Origin of the sequence: Pseudomonas abieticivorans, assembly GCF_023509015.1 — a bacterium.
Taxonomy (GTDB): Bacteria; Pseudomonadota; Gammaproteobacteria; order Pseudomonadales; family Pseudomonadaceae; genus Aquipseudomonas; species Aquipseudomonas abieticivorans.
The window spans coordinates 497,803-513,723 of sequence record NZ_CP094975.1; the positions used below are offsets into that span (position 1 = coordinate 497,803).

Annotated in this window: 11 protein-coding genes; 7 read left to right on the forward strand and 4 right to left on the reverse strand. The window is 63.8% G+C overall.

The features are described 5' to 3' along the window. Positions 1-19: 19 nt before the first annotated feature. From L9B60_RS02315 to L9B60_RS02325, 3 genes are read left to right on the forward strand one after another with little or no spacing between them, the layout of a single operon-like run. On the forward strand, positions 20-3,238 hold the full coding sequence (locus L9B60_RS02315; protein WP_249675803.1) for an efflux RND transporter permease subunit: 3,219 nt from the start codon (positions 20-22) through the stop codon (positions 3,236-3,238). Beyond that, positions 3,231-4,409: an efflux RND transporter periplasmic adaptor subunit gene (locus tag L9B60_RS02320; protein ID WP_249675804.1), complete on the forward strand. Its 1,179-nt coding sequence runs from the start codon at positions 3,231-3,233 to the stop codon at positions 4,407-4,409. The genes L9B60_RS02315 and L9B60_RS02320 overlap by 8 nt, the downstream gene beginning before the upstream one ends. Continuing rightward, positions 4,393-5,790 (forward strand): efflux transporter outer membrane subunit, encoded by a 1,398-nt coding sequence (locus tag L9B60_RS02325; protein ID WP_249675805.1) that lies wholly within the window; start codon positions 4,393-4,395, stop codon positions 5,788-5,790. The genes L9B60_RS02320 and L9B60_RS02325 overlap by 17 nt, the downstream gene beginning before the upstream one ends. 105 nt (positions 5,791-5,895) lie before the next feature. Here the strand turns inward: L9B60_RS02325 and L9B60_RS02330 are convergent, their stop codons facing one another. From L9B60_RS02330 to L9B60_RS02345, 4 genes are read right to left on the reverse strand one after another with little or no spacing between them, the layout of a single operon-like run. Beyond that, positions 5,896-6,906 (reverse strand): ABC transporter substrate-binding protein, encoded by a 1,011-nt coding sequence (locus L9B60_RS02330; RefSeq protein WP_249675806.1) that lies wholly within the window; start codon positions 6,904-6,906, stop codon positions 5,896-5,898. Positions 6,907-6,943: 37 nt separating this feature from the next. Then, positions 6,944-7,810: an ABC transporter permease gene (locus L9B60_RS02335; protein WP_249675808.1), complete on the reverse strand. Its 867-nt coding sequence runs from the start codon at positions 7,808-7,810 to the stop codon at positions 6,944-6,946. Positions 7,811-7,825: 15 nt separating this feature from the next. After that, positions 7,826-8,683, reverse strand: coding sequence for an ABC transporter ATP-binding protein (locus L9B60_RS02340; protein ID WP_249675809.1), 858 nt, complete (start codon positions 8,681-8,683; stop codon positions 7,826-7,828). 13 nt (positions 8,684-8,696) lie between these two features. Then, the gene (locus tag L9B60_RS02345; protein WP_249675810.1) at positions 8,697-9,581 is read right to left on the reverse strand and encodes a TauD/TfdA dioxygenase family protein; all 885 of its coding nucleotides are present in this window, start codon (positions 9,579-9,581) and stop codon (positions 8,697-8,699) included. 859 nt (positions 9,582-10,440) lie between these two features. On the opposite strand from L9B60_RS02345, the gene L9B60_RS02350 reads away from it, so the two are divergent. The 4 genes from L9B60_RS02350 to L9B60_RS02365 are packed head-to-tail and all read left to right on the forward strand — an operon-like array spanning position 10,441 to position 15,905. After that, positions 10,441-11,604, forward strand: a complete 1,164-nt coding sequence (locus L9B60_RS02350; protein ID WP_249675811.1) for an isovaleryl-CoA dehydrogenase — start codon at positions 10,441-10,443, stop codon at positions 11,602-11,604. A gap of 15 nt (positions 11,605-11,619) precedes the next feature. Next, positions 11,620-13,227 (forward strand): carboxyl transferase domain-containing protein, encoded by a 1,608-nt coding sequence (locus tag L9B60_RS02355; RefSeq protein WP_249675813.1) that lies wholly within the window; start codon positions 11,620-11,622, stop codon positions 13,225-13,227. Between the two features lie 3 nt (positions 13,228-13,230). Then, a complete protein-coding gene (locus tag L9B60_RS02360) occupies positions 13,231-14,040 on the forward strand; it encodes a gamma-carboxygeranoyl-CoA hydratase (protein WP_249675815.1) in 810 nt (269 codons plus the stop codon). Then, positions 14,037-15,905, forward strand: coding sequence for an acetyl/propionyl/methylcrotonyl-CoA carboxylase subunit alpha (locus L9B60_RS02365; RefSeq protein ID WP_249675816.1), 1,869 nt, complete (start codon positions 14,037-14,039; stop codon positions 15,903-15,905). The genes L9B60_RS02360 and L9B60_RS02365 overlap by 4 nt, the downstream gene beginning before the upstream one ends. The last annotated feature ends 16 nt before the right edge of the window (positions 15,906-15,921 follow it).

Genomic DNA, 15,921 nt, shown 5'->3' on the forward strand with positions numbered 1-15,921 from the left:
AACCTTGGAGATCATCGGCATGCTCGGGCTGGTAAAGACTGCATTGCTCAAGCCGTACACGTTCATCGTGTTGGCGATATTTATCTGCATCGTCGGCCCCTTGGCCGCGGTGCGGACCCCCACCGACGTGTTTCCCGACATCGGCATTCCCGTGGTCGCCGTGGTGTGGCAGTACACCGGGCTGTCGCCGGATGAAATGGCCGGCCGAGTGATCTACACCTACGAGCGCTCGCTCAGTACCACGGTCAACGACATCGAACACATCGAGTCGCAGTCGCTGCCGGGCATGGGCATCGTGAAGATCTTTTTCCAGCCGGGCGTGGACATCCGCACCGCCAACGCCCAGGTCACGGCGGTGTCGCAAACCGTGCTCAAGCAGATGCCACCGGGCATCACCCCGCCGCTGATCCTCAACTACAGCGCCTCCACGGTGCCGATCCTGCAAATGGCGTTCTCCAGCCCCACGCTGTCTGAAGCGCGCATCCGCGACCTGGTGCAAAACGCCATTCGCCTGCCGCTGTCCTCGGTGGCCGGCCTTGCCATGCCCACCCCCATGGGCGGCAAGCAGCGCCAGATTACCCTGGACCTGGACCCGCAGGCGCTCGCCGCCAAAGGCCTGTCGGCCCAGGACGTGAGCAACGCCATGGCCGCGCAGAACCAGATCGTGCCGGTGGGTACGGCCAAACTTGGCAGCGATGAATACACCGTGCTGCTGAACAACAGCCCGCGGGCCATCGAGGAGCTTAACAACCTGCCGATCAAGACGGTGGACGGCGCGGTGATCACCATGGGCCAGGTGGCCCACGTGCGTGACGGCTCGCCGCCGCAAACCAACATCGTGCGGGTGGACGGCCGCCGCGCTGTGCTGATGCCGGCACTGAAAAACGGCAACATCTCGACCCTGTCGATCATCGACGACATCCGCGCCATGTTCCCGCGCATCAACGAAACCCTGCCACCGGCACTGAAAACCACGATGCTGGGCGATGCCTCGGTGTTCGTGAAGCAGTCGGTGGGCAGCGTGGCCCGTGAAGGCATCATCGCCGCGCTGCTGACCAGCGCGATGATCCTGCTGTTTTTGGGCAGCTGGCGCTCGACCATCATCATCGCCGCCTCCATTCCGCTGGCCGTGCTGTCGGCCATCGCGCTGCTGGCGGTCAGCGGGCAGACGCTCAACGTGATGACCCTGGGAGGGCTGGCGCTGGCCGTGGGTATCCTGGTGGACGATGCGACGGTCACCATCGAGAACATCAACTGGCACCTGGAACAAGGCAAGCAGGTGAAGCAGGCGATTTTGGACGGTGCCGCGCAAATCGTCGGCCCCGCCTTTGTCTCGCTGCTGTGCATCTGCATCGTGTTCGTGCCGATGTTCATGCTGCAAGGCATCGCCGGCTACCTGTTCCGGCCGATGGCGTTGGCCGTGATCTTCGCCATGGCCAGCTCCTTTTTGCTGTCGCGTACCCTGGTGCCGACGCTGGCGATGTTCTTGCTCAAGCCCCACGTCGTGGAAGGCGGCGAAGGACGCCACCCGGAAGATGAATTCATCAATCACCACGAAGGCGACCAGCACACCACCAAGCATGGGGTGCTCGTGCGCGGCCTGCTGAATTTCCAGCTGGGCTTTGAAAAGCGCTTCTCCAGCGTGCGCGACACTTATCACGGCGTGCTGGGCCTGGCCCTGGAGCACCGCAAGCGCTTCCTGATCGGCTTTCTGGCCTGCGTGCTGGCGTCCTTCGCGCTGCTGCCCAGCCTTGGCGAAGACTTTTTCCCGGCCACCGACGCCGGGGCCATTTCCCTGCACGTCAGCCTGCCGGTGGGCACCCGCATCGAGGAAAGCGCCGCGGCGTTCGACCGTATCGAGTCGCGCATCCGCGAGGTGATCCCAGGCAATGAACTGGACACCGTGATCGACAACATCGGCATCCCCCTCAGTGGTATCGACATGGCCTACAGCGCCAGCGGCACCACCGGCCCGCAGGATGGCGACATCACCATCAGCCTGAAAGAACAGCACGCGCCCACCGCCGACTACGTCAAGCGCCTGCGTGAAGTGCTGCCGCAAAGCTTCCCCGGCAGCCACTTCGCCTTCCTGCCGGCAGACATCAGCAGCGAGATCCTCAACTTTGGCTCCCCAGCCCCGCTGGACGTGAAAATCTCCGGGCCCAACAACGCCGCCAACCACGCCTACGCACTGGAACTGCAACGGCGCATGAAGTCCATTGCCGGCATCGCCGACCTGCGCATTCAGCAGTCCAACGGCTACCCAACGCTGAAGGTGGACGTGAACCGCGAACGCGCCAACGGCCTGGGCATCACCGAACGCGACGTCACCAACAGCATGGTCGCCTCATTGGCAGGCAGCTCCCAGGTGGCGCCGACCTATTGGCTGAACCCGGCCAACGGCGTGAGTTACTCCATCGTCGCCGCCACCCCGCAATACCGCCTGGACAGCCTGCCTGCGCTTGAAGCGCTGCCGGTGACCGGTGCCAACGGGCAGTCGCAGATCCTCGGCGGCCTGGCCGACATCCACCGCATCCAGACCCCGGCCGTGGTGAGCCACTACAACATCCAGCCCACCCTGGACATCTACGCCAACGTGCAAGGCCGTGACCTGGGCGGCGTGGCCAGCGACATCCAGAAAGCCATCGACGGTGCCGCGCACCTGCGGCCAAAAGGCGCGGTGATCAGCTTGCACGGCCAGATCGAAGCGCTGCACGAAGCCTTCAGCGGCCTGTCGTTCGGCCTGCTGGGCGCGGTGGTGCTGATCTACCTGCTGATCGTGGTCAACTTCCAGTCCTGGGTCGACCCGTTCGTGATCATCACGGCCTTGCCGGCCGCGCTCGCGGGCATTGTCTGGATGCTGTTTTTGTCGGGCACCTCGTTGTCGGTGCCGGCCTTGACCGGGGCCATCCTGTGCATGGGCGTGGCCACCGCCAACTCGATTTTGGTGGTGAGCTTCTGCCGCGAGCGCCTGGCCGAACACGGCGACGCCCTGCGCGCGGCGATGGAGGCCGGTTACACGCGCTTCCGGCCGGTGTGCATGACCGCCCTGGCGATGATCATCGGCATGCTGCCGCTGGCCATCTCGCAAGAACAAAACGCCCCGCTGGGTCGTGCCGTGATTGGCGGGCTGATCCTGGCCACCACCGCCACCCTGCTTTTCGTTCCAGTGGTATTCAGCCTGGTCCACGGACGCCGCACCCATACCGTTTCAGTTGGAGAAACCACCCATGTCTGACCACCTGCCTACCCCGCCCAAGCCTTCGGGCAAGCGCCTGACGATGCTGGGCATCGGTGGCCTGACCCTGGCCGCCGTGCTGGTGGCCACCGGCCTTGCCGCACGCACCCGCCACGAAAGCGCGGTCGCCGCCTGGACCGAGAGCCAGTCGGTGCCGATCGTCAGCGTATTCCAGCCGATCCACAGCACCACCGGCGACACCCTGCGCCTGCCCGCCCACCTGGAGGCCTGGAGCCAGGCTTCGATCCATGCACGGGTCAGCGGCTACCTGAAAAGCTGGACCAGCGACATTGGCACCCAAGTCAAAGCCGGCCAGGTATTGGCGGTGATCGACAGCCCGGACCTGGACCAGCAACTGGCCCAGGCCCGTGCCCACCTGCTGCAGCAACAAGCCGACGCGCGCCTGGCACAAACCAGCGCCGAGCGCTGGCAACACCTGCTGGCCACCCATTCGGTTTCGCAGCAGGAAGTGGACGAGAAACGCGCCAACGCCGACGCCGCCAAGGCCAACGTGGCCGCTGCCCAAGCCGATTACGCGCGGCTCAATGACCTGTCCAACTACAAGACCCTGCGTGCACCATTCGCCGGTACGGTCACGGCGCGTAACACCGACGTCGGTGTACTGATCAAGGCCGACAACGATGCCGGCCCCGACCTGTTCGACATCGCCGACACCCACCGCCTGCGCCTGTACGTGCCGGTGCCGCAAAACTACGCCAGCGCCGTGCAACCCGGCATGCACGTGTCGCTCACGGTGCCGGAACACCCGGGGCAAACGTTCGATGCGCAACTGGTGGGCAACTCCAATGCCGTAGACATGAAGTCCGGCACTTTGCTGGCGCAGTTCATCGCCAACAACCCGGACGGTGCGCTGCTGTCCGGCGACTACGCCGAAGTCACCTTCAAAATCCCAGCCGGCAGCCACGGCGTGAGCATCCCGGCCAGTGCCCTGATCTTCCGCGCCCAGGGCACCCAAGTGGCCGTGGTGGATGCACAGAAACACGTGCACCTGCGCGACGTGCACATTGGCATGGACCTGGGCGCCACGCTGTTCATCGATCAGGGCCTGGCCCCCACCGACAGCGTGATCGACAACCCGCCCGACGCCCTGCGTGAAAACGACCCGGTGCAACTGGCCGACGCAGGAGGCACCCATGCGCCTAAAGCTTAATGGCCTGGCCTGTGCGGTGATGCTGGTGTTGCAGGGCTGCTCCATGGCGCCCACCTACAAAACCCCGGCTACCCCCCTGCCGCCGCATTACAGCGGCCCGTGGCAAGCAGCCAAACCGGCCGACAACGTACCGGCCAAATGGTGGGCGCTGTACCAGGACCCACAACTGGACGCCCTGCAAGGCAAGTTGATCGCAGCCAACCCGGACCTCGCAGCGGCCTTGGCGCATTTTGATGCGGCCCAGGCCTACGCCAGCCAGTTGCACGGCGGCCTGTTCCCGCAAATCGGCGCCAGCGGCTCCAGCGTGCGCCAGCGCCAGTCCGAAAACAAACCGCTGCGCGGCAGCGACCAGCCCAACGTGTACAACACCAACACCTCGGCATTTACCCTGAACTGGGACTTGGACTTCTGGGGCAAGGTGCGCAACCAGGTCGCCGCCGGTGACGCCCAGGCCCAGGCCTCGGCCGACGACCTGGAAGTGGCCCGGCAAAACCTGCAACGCCAGTTGAGCAACCTGTACCTGCAACTGGCCGGGCTGGACGCGCAACAAGGCATCCTCAAGGCCTCGCTGGACGATTACACCCAGGCCCTGCAACTGACCCGCGACCGCTACGAGGGCAAGATCGCCAGCGAGCTGGACATGACCCGCGCGCAAAGCGAACTGGCCCAGGCCCAGGCACAACTGGACGAGGTGATCAGCCAGCGCAACCTGACCGAACACGCCATCGGCGAACTCGTCGGTGAGCCGGCCACCACCTTCACATTGCCTGCCATCGCCAAAGCCCCGACCCTGCCCGGCATCCCAGGCGAGCTGCCCAGCACCCTGCTGCAACGTCGCCCCGACGTCGCCGCCGCCGAACGCCGGGTGTTCGCCGCCAACGCCAACATCGGCGTGGCCAAGGCCGCGTTCTACCCCGACTTCAGCCTGAGCGGCTACTTTGGCGGGCAAGACATGGGCGTCGGCAACCTGCTGGCCGCGGCCAATCGCTTCTGGGCGATTGGGCCGGTGGTCAACCTGCCGATTTTCGACGGCGGCAAACTGCGCGGCGCCGAGCGCCAGGCCAAGGCCGAATTCGCCGAGGCCAGCGCGCATTACCGGGGGAGTGTGTTGAAAGCCGTGCGCGAGGTAGAAGACAACCTGTCGCAGCTACGGGACTTGAAGCTGGAGGCGGCAGATCAGCAGGCGGCGGTGGATGCGGCCACGCAAACGCAGACGTTGGCGATGAACAGCTATCAGGCCGGCGCGGTGAATTACCTGGACGTGGTGACGGCGCAGACGGCGGCGCTGGATGCGCAGCGCAGGTTGCAGGATGTGCAGACACGCAGGTTGCAGGCGAGCGTGGGGTTGATGGTGGCGTTGGGGGGCGGTTGGAAGGGGTGATTTTGCAGGTGTGACAGATTCACCGAGGCGTTATTTTCGCGGATGAATCCGCTCCTACAGGGGCTGGGTAGGAGCGGATTCATCCGCGAACCAGACGGCGCGGTATCAGCTCCCGGCACCGCCATGTGCCTCCTCAAAGAAATAATCCTTCCAGCTATCGGCCTTGTTCTTCAACACGCCCAGCTCCTGTAACTTCTCGGCATAGATATAGGTACGCTGCGGCACGATGGTGAAGTCGATCTCCGGGTCTTTCACGATCTTCTCGACCAGGTCCAACGGCAGCTTGGACTGCTCGACGCGAATGTAGGTCTTGGCTGCCTCGGTCTTGTCGGCCTTGATGATTTTCTCAGCCTCGGCCAACGCGTCATAGAACGCCTTGTAGGTCTTGGGGTTTTGGTCGTGGAATTTTTGCGTGGTGTACAGCACGTTGAACGTCGCCTGGCCGCCCAAGGCATCGTACGAACTCAACACTTTATGCACCTTGGGGTTTTCCAGTTCCTGGTATTGGAACGGCGGGCTTGAGAAGTGCGCATTGATCTCCGAGCCGCCGGCCAGCAGCGCCGAGGTGGCGTCCGGGTGCGGCACGCTGACGGAAATAGTGTCGAAGCGCTTGAAGTCGGCATTGCCGAACTGCTTGGCGGTTTCGATCTGCAGGGTACGCGACTGGAAGCCCACGCCTGCGGCCGGCACGGCGATGCGGTCCTTGTCGCTGAAGTCTTTCAGGGTCTTGACGTTGGGGTTGTTGGTCAACAGGTAATTGGGCATCGAGCCCAAGGAGGCGATGGCCTTGACGTTCTGCTTGCCCTTGGTGCGGTCCCAGATGGTCAGCATCGGCGGCACCCCGGCCGACACTACATCGAGGGCGCCGGCCAGCAGCGCTTCGTTCATGGCAGTGGCGCCGGAGATGCTGTTCCAGTCGACCTTGATGTCGAGCCCCTGCTCCTTGCCGTGTTTCTCGATCAGCTGTTGATCGCGCACCACGTCGAGGATCAGGTAACCGATGCCAAACTGCTGGGCGATGCTGATCTTGCCTTCGGCGTGGGCGCTGGTGCCGAGCACGGCGCCAATCAAGCCCAGGGCGATGGATAAACGGGATAACGCAGGACGCTTGGCCATGAAGAATGCTCGCAGATGTATAGGTATGTAATGGGGTTCAGCGCTGCATGCCCCAGCGCTTGATGGTCAAACGCTCGAAGGTGTTGAACAGCAGGTTCTCGACCAAAAGACCGATGATGATCACCGCCGCAAGGCCGGCGAACACCTTGTCGGTGTAGAGCTCGTTACGGTTCTGGTAGATGTACCACCCCAGGCCACCCTTGCCGGACGAGGCGCCGAACACCAGTTCAGCGGCGATCAGGGTGCGCCAGGCAAAGGCCCAGCCGATCTTCAGGCCCGCCAGAATCGACGGCAGCGCGGCCGGGATCAGGATGTACCAGACAAAACGCAGCCCGCGCAGGCCATAGTTGCGCCCGGCCATGCGCTGGGTGTCGGACACCGCCATAAACCCCGAATAGGTGTTCAGCGCCAGGGCCCACAGCACCGAGTGCACCAGCACGAACACCAGGCTGCCCTCACCCAGGCCGAACCACAGCAGCGACAACGGCAACAGCGCAATGGCCGGCAGCGGGTTGAACATGGCGGTCAGGGTGCTGAGCAGGTCGCGGCCCAGTTGGGTAGAGACCGCCAAGGTAGTCAGGCCGAACGCCAACACGATGCCGATCACGTAGCCCTTGACCAGCACGGTCAGGGAAATCCACACCTTGGCCAGCAACTCGCCGCTGGCGATGCCCTCGTAGAAGGCCTGGGCGGTTTGCAAGAAGCTCGGCAGCAGTAGGTCGTTGCCCTGTAAGCGCGCGGCGATCTCCCAAAGGATCATCAACGCGACCAGGATCACCGTCTTGCGCACCCAGCTTTGCTGCCACACACGTTGCAGCACGGGGATGTCACGGGTCAGCGCGGCCTGGGTAAACGGCTCCAGGGCCACTTCGTACTCTTGGCGAAGCGGTGGGGAAAGGCTCATGGCGGTGCTCTCGAATCAGTAGGCGATGCGGATGTCGTCGAAGTTCAGTTCGCGCTCGGGCTCGCTGTCGTCGTGTTCATCGAACAGCAAGCGATGGATGCGCTGGGCACTGGCCTGAAACTCGATACCGCCCAGGCTTTGCAGGCCGTACTGGTGGCTGTTGATTTCGGCGCGCACCCGCCCAGGGTGCGGCGACAGCAACAGAATGCGGTTACCCACCACCAAGGCTTCCTCGATGGAGTGGGTGACAAACAGCAAGGTGAACCGCACCTCGTCCCACAACGCCAGCAACTCTTCCTGCATCTTGCGCCGGGTCAAGGCGTCCAGCGCGGCGAACGGCTCGTCCATCAGCAAAATCTTCGGCTGCATGGCCAGCGCACGGGCAATGGCCACGCGGGCTTTCATGCCGCCCGACAGGGTGTGCGGGTAGGCCTGGGCAAAGGCACTCAGGCCAACCTTTTCCAGATAGTGGCGGGCACGTTCCTCGGCTTCGCGGCGCTGGAGGGTGCGCGATGCCAGCAGCGGGAACATGACGTTTTCCAGCACGGTTTTCCAGGCAGGCAGTTGGTCGAACTCCTGGAACACCACGATGCGGTCCGGCCCAGGCTCGTCAATCTGCACGCCGCCCAAGTGGATTTCACCCTCGCTGGGCTTGATGAACCCGGCCACGGCCTTGAGCAACGTGGACTTGCCGCAGCCCGAGGGGCCGAGCAGCACGAAGCGGTCGCTGCGGTCGACTTCAAAGCTGACTTGGTGGGTGGCCCGCACCACGCGTTCCGGGGTGCGGTACTCCAGGCTGACGTTCTTGACCTGCAACAGAACGTCGGGGGTTACAGCGGTGCTAGCCGTGTGGCTTTGCAGTGCAGCGTTCATGACGACTCCTGGATCAAAACGGCGCATCGCCCTGGATGGTGGTGCGAAACAGCTTGCGGCGCAGGTGCTCGGGGGTGCCGGCAGCCAGGTGGATCAGCGAGCGGTTGTCCCAGAACACCATGTCGTGGGGTTGCCACTGGTGGCGGTACACGTTGTCCGGTTGAACGCTGTGGGCGTAAAGCTGAGCCAACAGGTCGCGGCTTTCGTCCGCGGGCAGGTCGACGATATGGGTGGTGAAGCCTTCGCTGACAAACAGCGCCTTGCGGCCGTTTTCCGGGTGGGTGCGCACCACCGGGTGGGTCACCGTCACCACCTGGGCCAGTTGCTCGGCGGTCAAGGTCGGGCGCCAGCTGGCGGCGTTCTTGCCCTCGCTGTAGCGCGCGGTGTAGGAATGCACCGCGCTGCGGCCTTCGATGGCGCTGCGCAAATGCGCCGGCAGCGTGTCGTAGGCGCGGTGCATGTCGGCGAACAGGGTGTCACCGCCTTCGCTTGGCAGCTCCTGGGCGTGCAGCATCGAGCCCAGGCTGGGCAGCTCTTTATACGACAGGTCCGAGTGCCAGTACTTGCCGGCATCGCCCAGCCCGACCGGCTGGCCGTTTTCGACAATGTTGGACACGATGAGGATTTCCGGGTGCCCGGCCAACAGGAACTGCTTGAGCACGTGAATCTGCAGCACGCCAAACCGGCGGCTGAACTCGATTTGCTGTTGCGGGGTGATGCGCTGGTCACGGAACACCACCACGTGATGGTCCAGGTGCGCACGGTGTACCCGGGCAAAATCCTCGTCACTGAGCGCACGGGTCAGGTCCAGGCCAATGATCTCGGCACCCACCAGGCCTTGCAGCGGGCGGATTTCGAACGTTTGGGCGGGCGATGGGGCAAACGATACGGCAGGCATGCTGGGCTCCGACTCTGTCTATTGAGTACGAGGGGTTGATGATTCGACTCTATAGGCATAAGAACGGAAATTTAAATATCTTTATCGAATAACCATAGCTCGGGGAGTGCTACCGCTCCCCCACAAACGTGGGTAACATGGAAACAAGTCGCGACACTTTGCCACAGGGCAGGGTCGCACAAATTCCCCGAAGGCCCGGTTTCATTGGGTTTTTAAAAGTTGGCACGGGACCTGCTATATCTCTTGCATAACAAGAACAAAAAAACACGCAGTACCCAATAAAAACAAGATGACACGGCTCTGACATAACAAGAACAAACGCGACAGAGGCGTAGCGAACAGATTTTTTTGGAGAGGATGTGCTTTTCAGGGGTTCGCCCCGCAACGGTTTGCAGAACAACAAAACTGCCCTGAGGCAGCGACAGAACCGGTGGGCCGGCAACGGCGACAGCAGATCAGCGCTCAAAAACATACGTTTGCTCTTGACCCCGCATGGGGGTCGCACAAAACAGCGGTAAAGGGCCACGGCTGCCAAAAACAACAATAGGCCGCCCCTCAATAATAAAAAAAGAGCATACAGATACAACCCTTGAGGGGAGCCTAGGCTCCCCTCAGTGCTGTCTGGCATTCCCCCTTTCTGCGCCCCCCCCACACACGCCCGTAGGCGCGGATTTATCCGCGAACACTACACCGCCGCCTGCGTGTAACACCCCAGCGCTTTTTTCGCGGATAAATCCGCTCCCACAGATCCCGCCCAACGTTGACAGACGATCCGGCGAGGTTTACGTTAACGTAAAGGTTAATTACAAACCTGGTTGCATTCACACACCCACAAGAATAATCAGTGAAAGGTACCTCCATGATTTACCCCAGCCTGAACTTCGCCCTGGGCGAAACCATCGACATGCTTCGCGACCAGGTGCAGGCCTTCGTCACCGCCGAGCTGGCACCCCGGGCCGCACAGATCGACAAGGACAACCTGTTCCCCGTGGACATGTGGCGCAAGTTCGGCGACATGGGCCTGTTGGGCGTGACGGTGCCGGAAGAGTACGGCGGCGCGGGCCTGGGCTACCTTGCCCACGTGGTGGCCATGGAAGAAATCAGCCGGGGCTCGGCCTCGGTGGCCTTGAGCTACGGCGCCCACTCCAACCTGTGCGTGAACCAGATCAACCGCAACGGCACCCACGCGCAAAAACTCAAGTACCTGCCCCGGCTGATCAGCGGCGAGCACATCGGCGCCCTGGCCATGAGCGAGCCCAACGCCGGCTCCGACGTGGTGTCGATGAAACTGCGCGCCGACAAGCGCGGCAGCCACTACGTGCTCAATGGCAGCAAGACCTGGATCACCAACGGCCCCGACGCCCACACCTACGTAATCTACGCCAAGACCGACCTTGAGAAAGGCGCCCATGGCATCACCGCGTTTATCGTGGAGCGCGACTGGAAGGGCTTCAGCCGTGGCAGCAAGTTCGACAAGCTGGGCATGCGCGGCTCCAACACCGGCGAGCTGTTTTTCGATGACGTCGAGGTGCCCGAGGAAAACATCCTGGGCATGCTCAACGGTGGCGTGAAAGTGTTGATGAGCGGCCTGGACTACGAGCGCGTGGTGCTCAGCGGCGGCCCTACCGGGATCATGCAGGCCTGCATGGACGTGGTGGTGCCCTACATCCACGACCGCAAGCAGTTCGGCCAGAGCATCGGCGAGTTCCAACTGATCCAGGGCAAGGTCGCCGACATGTACACCCAGCTCAACGCCAGCCGCGCCTACCTGTACGCGGTGGCGCAAGCCTGCGAGCGCGGTGAAACCACGCGCAAGGACGCCGCCGGGGTGATCCTCTACAGCGCCGAGCGTGCTACGCAAATGGCCTTGGACGCCATCCAGATCCTGGGCGGCAATGGCTACATCAACGAGTTCCCGGCCGGGCGCTTGCTGCGTGACGCCAAGCTGTACGAGATCGGCGCCGGCACCAGCGAAATCCGCCGGATGCTGATCGGTCGCGAGCTGTTCAACGAAACCCGCTGAGAAGGAAGAGGCGCAATGGCGACCCTGCATACCCAACTCAATCCGCGCTCGGCGGAATTTTCAACCAACAGCGCAGCCATGCTCGAACACGTGGCCCGCCTGCGCGAATTGCTCGCACAGGTGCATCAGGGCGGCGGCGCCAAGGCCCAGGAACGGCATACCTCGCGGGGCAAACTGCTGCCCCGCGAACGCATCAACCGCTTGCTCGACCCAGGCTCGGCGTTCCTGGAAATCGGCCAGTTGGCGGCCTATGAAGTGTACGGCGAGGACGTACCGGCCGCAGGCCTGATCGCCGGCATCGGCCGTGTCGAAGGCGTGGAGTGCATGATCATCGCCAACGACGCGACGGTCAAAGGCGGCTCCTATTACCCGCTCACCGTGAAAAAACACCTGCGCGCCCAAGCCATCGCCCAGGAAAACCGCTTGCCGTGCCTGTACCTGGTGGACTCGGGCGGTGCCAACCTGCCGCGCCAGGATGAGGTATTCCCCGACCGCGAGCACTTCGGGCGGATCTTTTTCAACCAGGCCAACATGAGCGCCCAAGGCATCCCGCAGATCGCCGTAGTGATGGGCTCGTGCACGGCAGGCGGCGCCTATGTGCCAGCCATGTCCGATGAAACCATCATGGTGCGCCAGCAGGCGACCATCTTTTTGGCCGGCCCGCCGCTGGTCAAGGCCGCCACCGGCGAGGTGGTCAGTGCCGAAGACCTGGGCGGTGCCGACGTGCATTGCAAGGTTTCGGGGGTGGCCGACCATTACGCCGACAACGACGAGCACGCGCTGGCCATTGCCCGGCGCTGCATCGCCAACCTCAACTGGCGCAAGCTGGGCGAGGTACACCGGCGTGAGCCAACCGCACCGCTGTACAGCAGCGAGGAGCTTTACGGGGTGATCCCGGCCGATGCCAAGCAGCCCTTTGACGTGCGCGAAGTGATCGCACGGCTGGTGGACGGCTCGGTGTTCGATGAGTTCAAGGCGTTGTTCGGCACCACCCTGGTCTGCGGCTTTGCCCACCTGCAGGGCATGCCCATCGCGATCCTGGCCAACAACGGCATCTTGTTCGCGGAGGCGGCGCAAAAAGGCGCGCACTTTATCGAACTGGCCTGCCAACGTGGCATCCCCCTGCTGTTTTTGCAAAACATCACCGGCTTCATGGTCGGGCAAAAATACGAGGCCGGCGGCATCGCCAAGCACGGCGCCAAGCTGGTCACGGCGGTAGCCTGCGCCAAGGTGCCGAAGTTCACGGTGATCATCGGCGGCAGCTTTGGTGCCGGCAACTATGGCATGTGCGGCCGTGCCTACGACCCGCGCCTGCTGTGGATGTGGCCCAACGCGCGCATCGGCGTGATGGGCGCCGAGCAGGCCGCCGGCGTACTGGTGCAGGTCAAGCGCGAACAAAGCGAACGCGCAGGCCAGCCTTTCAGCAGCGAACAGGAAAGCGCGCTCAAACAGCCGATCCTTGAGCAGTACGAGCGCCAGGCCCACGCTTTTTATTCCAGCGCACGGCTGTGGGACGACGGCGTCATCGACCCGGCGCAAACCCGCGACGTACTGGCCCTGGCGCTATCCGCCGCCCTCAATGCACCGATCGAAGCCAGCCGCTTCGGCATTTTCCGGATGTGAGCCATGAGCGACTTTGCGACCCTGCAACTGCATAAAGACCCGCGTGGTTTTGCCACCTTGTGGCTCAACCGCGAAGAAAAAAACAACGCCTTCAACGCGCAGATGATTCGCGAACTGAACCTGGCCATCGCCCAACTGGCTGCCGACGGCAGCCTGCGCTTCGTGCTGCTGCGCGGGCGCGGCAAGCACTTCAGCGCCGGCGCCGACCTGGCCTGGATGCAGGCCAGCGCGCGGCTGGACTACCAGACCAACCTGGACGATGCCCACGAACTGGCCGAGCTGATGTACAACCTGGCCAAGCTCAAGGTGCCGACCCTGGCCGTGGTGCAAGGCGCCGCCTTTGGTGGCGCGCTGGGCCTGGTCAGTTGCTGCGACATGGCCATCGGCACCCTGGACGCGCAGTTCAGCCTGTCGGAAGTGCGCATCGGCCTGGCCCCGGCGGTGATCAGCCCGTTCGTGGTGCAGGCCATCGGTGAGCGTGCCACCCGCCGCTATGCACTGACGGGCGAACGCTTCAGCGGTGAACGGGCACGCGAGCTTGGCTTGCTGGCCGAGGCGTATCCGGCGGCCGAGCTGGAAGAACACCTGCAAGGCTGGATCGACACCCTGCTGCTCAACAGCCCGCAGGCCATGCGCGTGAGCAAGGAGTTGCTGCGCGAGGTCGGCCACGGTGAGCTGTCGCCATCGATCCGCCGCTACTGCGAAGGCGCCATCGCCCGCATCCGCGTCAGCCCCGAGGGCCAGGAGGGCCTGAACGCCTTCTTGGAAAAACGCGCGCCCCAGTGGCAAAACAATCAGGAGCCGCAACCATGAACCGCCCTACCCTGACCCGCGTACTGGTGGCCAACCGCGGCGAAATCGCCTGCCGGGTGATGCGCACGGCCAAGGCCATGGGCATGACCACCGTGGCCGTGCACAGCACCATCGACCGTGACGCACGGCACAGCCGCGAGGCCGACATACGCGTGGACCTGGGCGGCAGCAAAGCCTCGGAAAGCTACCTGAACATCGACAAAATCATTGCCGCAGCCCTAAGCAGCGGCGCCCAGGCGATCCACCCCGGCTACGGCTTTTTGTCGGAGAACGCAGGCTTTGCCCGTGCCATCGAGCAGGCCGGGCTGATCTTTCTCGGCCCACCCGCATCGGCCATCGACGCCATGGGCAGCAAGTCCGCCGCCAAGGCCCTGATGGAAACCGCCGGCGTGCCCTTGGTGCCGGGCTACCACGGCGAGGCGCAAGACGCAGACACCTTCCGCGCCGCCGCCGAACGCATCGGCTACCCCGTGCTGCTCAAGGCCACTGCGGGCGGCGGCGGCAAGGGCATGAAAGTGGTGGAGCGCGAAAGCGAACTGGCCGAGGCCCTGGCCTCGGCACAACGCGAGGCGCAATCCTCGTTCGGCGATTCGCGCATGTTGGTGGAGAAGTACGTGCTGCAACCGCGCCACGTCGAGATCCAGGTGTTTGCCGACCAGCACGGGCACTGCCTGTACCTCAACGAGCGCGATTGTTCGATCCAGCGCCGCCATCAAAAAGTCGTGGAAGAAGCCCCGGCCCCCGGCCTGACGCCGGCATTGCGCCAGGCAATGGGCGAGTCCGCCGTGCGCGCGGCGCAAGCCATCGGCTACGTGGGCGCCGGCACCGTGGAGTTTTTGCTGGACGCGCGCGGTGAGTTCTTCTTCATGGAGATGAACACCCGCCTGCAAGTGGAGCACCCGGTGACCGAGGCCATCACTGGCCTGGACCTGGTGGCCTGGCAAATCCGCGTGGCCCAAGGCGAGCCGCTGCCGCTGACCCAGGCACAGGTGCCGCTGAACGGCCATGCCATCGAAGTGCGGCTGTATGCCGAAGATCCAGACAACGAATTCTTGCCGGCCACCGGTACCTTGGCACTGTACCGCGAGAGCAATCCCGGCCCCGGCAAGCGTGTGGACAGCGGCGTGGCCGAAGGTGACAGCGTGTCGCCGTTCTACGACCCGATGCTGGGCAAACTGATCGCCTGGGGCGAGGATCGCGAACAGGCGCGGCTGCGTTTGCTGAGCATGCTCGATGAGTTTGCCGTGGGCGGCGTGCGTACCAACCTGGCGTTCTTGCGCCGCATCATCGGCCACCCGGCCTTTGCCAAGGCCGAACTGGACACCGGGTTCATCCCGCGCCACCAGGCCGAACTGCTACCGCCACCGACCCCGCTGCCCGAAGCCTTCTGGCAACAGGCAGCACAGGCATGGGTGCGCACCCAGCCCGATCAAGGCCTGTGGACGTCGGGCAACGGCCTGCGCCTGGGGTTGCCCGCTGAAACCGTGTTGCACCTGCGCAGCCGCGATCAGCATCAGGTGGTGCACGCCCTCGCCGCCACCGACGGCCAGGGCATACGCCAGGGTGAAACGGTGTACGTACGCTGGGAGGGCGAGGTGCATGGCGTCAGCCTGTTCGATCCGATCGCCCAAGCCGACGCCAGCCACACCACCCAGGGCGGTTTGACCGCTCCCATGAACGGCAGCATTGTGCGGGTGATGGTGCAGGCGGGGCAAAGCGTCGAAGCCGGAACGGCGCTGGTCGTACTGGAAGCGATGAAGATGGAGCACAGCATTCGCGCACCAGCGGCCGGGGTGGTGAAGGGCGTGACCTGCCAAGAGGGTGAGATGGTGAGTGAGGGGAGTGTGTTGGTCGAAATGGAATAAACCCCGCGCCCAACCG

What these genes read in the sequence shown, in the direction of transcription:
- L9B60_RS02315 (WP_249675803.1), top strand. Translation starts at nt 20, where the DNA reads ATGCTCGGGCTGGTAAAGACTGCATTGCTCAAGCCGTACACGTTCATC.
- L9B60_RS02320 (WP_249675804.1), top strand. Translation starts at nt 3,231, where the DNA reads ATGTCTGACCACCTGCCTACCCCGCCCAAGCCTTCGGGCAAGCGCCTG.
- L9B60_RS02325 (WP_249675805.1), top strand. Translation starts at nt 4,393, where the DNA reads ATGCGCCTAAAGCTTAATGGCCTGGCCTGTGCGGTGATGCTGGTGTTG.
- L9B60_RS02330 (WP_249675806.1), bottom strand. Translation starts at nt 6,906, where the DNA reads ATGGCCAAGCGTCCTGCGTTATCCCGTTTATCCATCGCCCTGGGCTTG.
- L9B60_RS02335 (WP_249675808.1), bottom strand. Translation starts at nt 7,810, where the DNA reads ATGAGCCTTTCCCCACCGCTTCGCCAAGAGTACGAAGTGGCCCTGGAG.
- L9B60_RS02340 (WP_249675809.1), bottom strand. Translation starts at nt 8,683, where the DNA reads ATGAACGCTGCACTGCAAAGCCACACGGCTAGCACCGCTGTAACCCCC.
- L9B60_RS02345 (WP_249675810.1), bottom strand. Translation starts at nt 9,581, where the DNA reads ATGCCTGCCGTATCGTTTGCCCCATCGCCCGCCCAAACGTTCGAAATC.
- L9B60_RS02350 (WP_249675811.1), top strand. Translation starts at nt 10,441, where the DNA reads ATGATTTACCCCAGCCTGAACTTCGCCCTGGGCGAAACCATCGACATG.
- L9B60_RS02355 (WP_249675813.1), top strand. Translation starts at nt 11,620, where the DNA reads ATGGCGACCCTGCATACCCAACTCAATCCGCGCTCGGCGGAATTTTCA.
- L9B60_RS02360 (WP_249675815.1), top strand. Translation starts at nt 13,231, where the DNA reads ATGAGCGACTTTGCGACCCTGCAACTGCATAAAGACCCGCGTGGTTTT.
- L9B60_RS02365 (WP_249675816.1), top strand. Translation starts at nt 14,037, where the DNA reads ATGAACCGCCCTACCCTGACCCGCGTACTGGTGGCCAACCGCGGCGAA.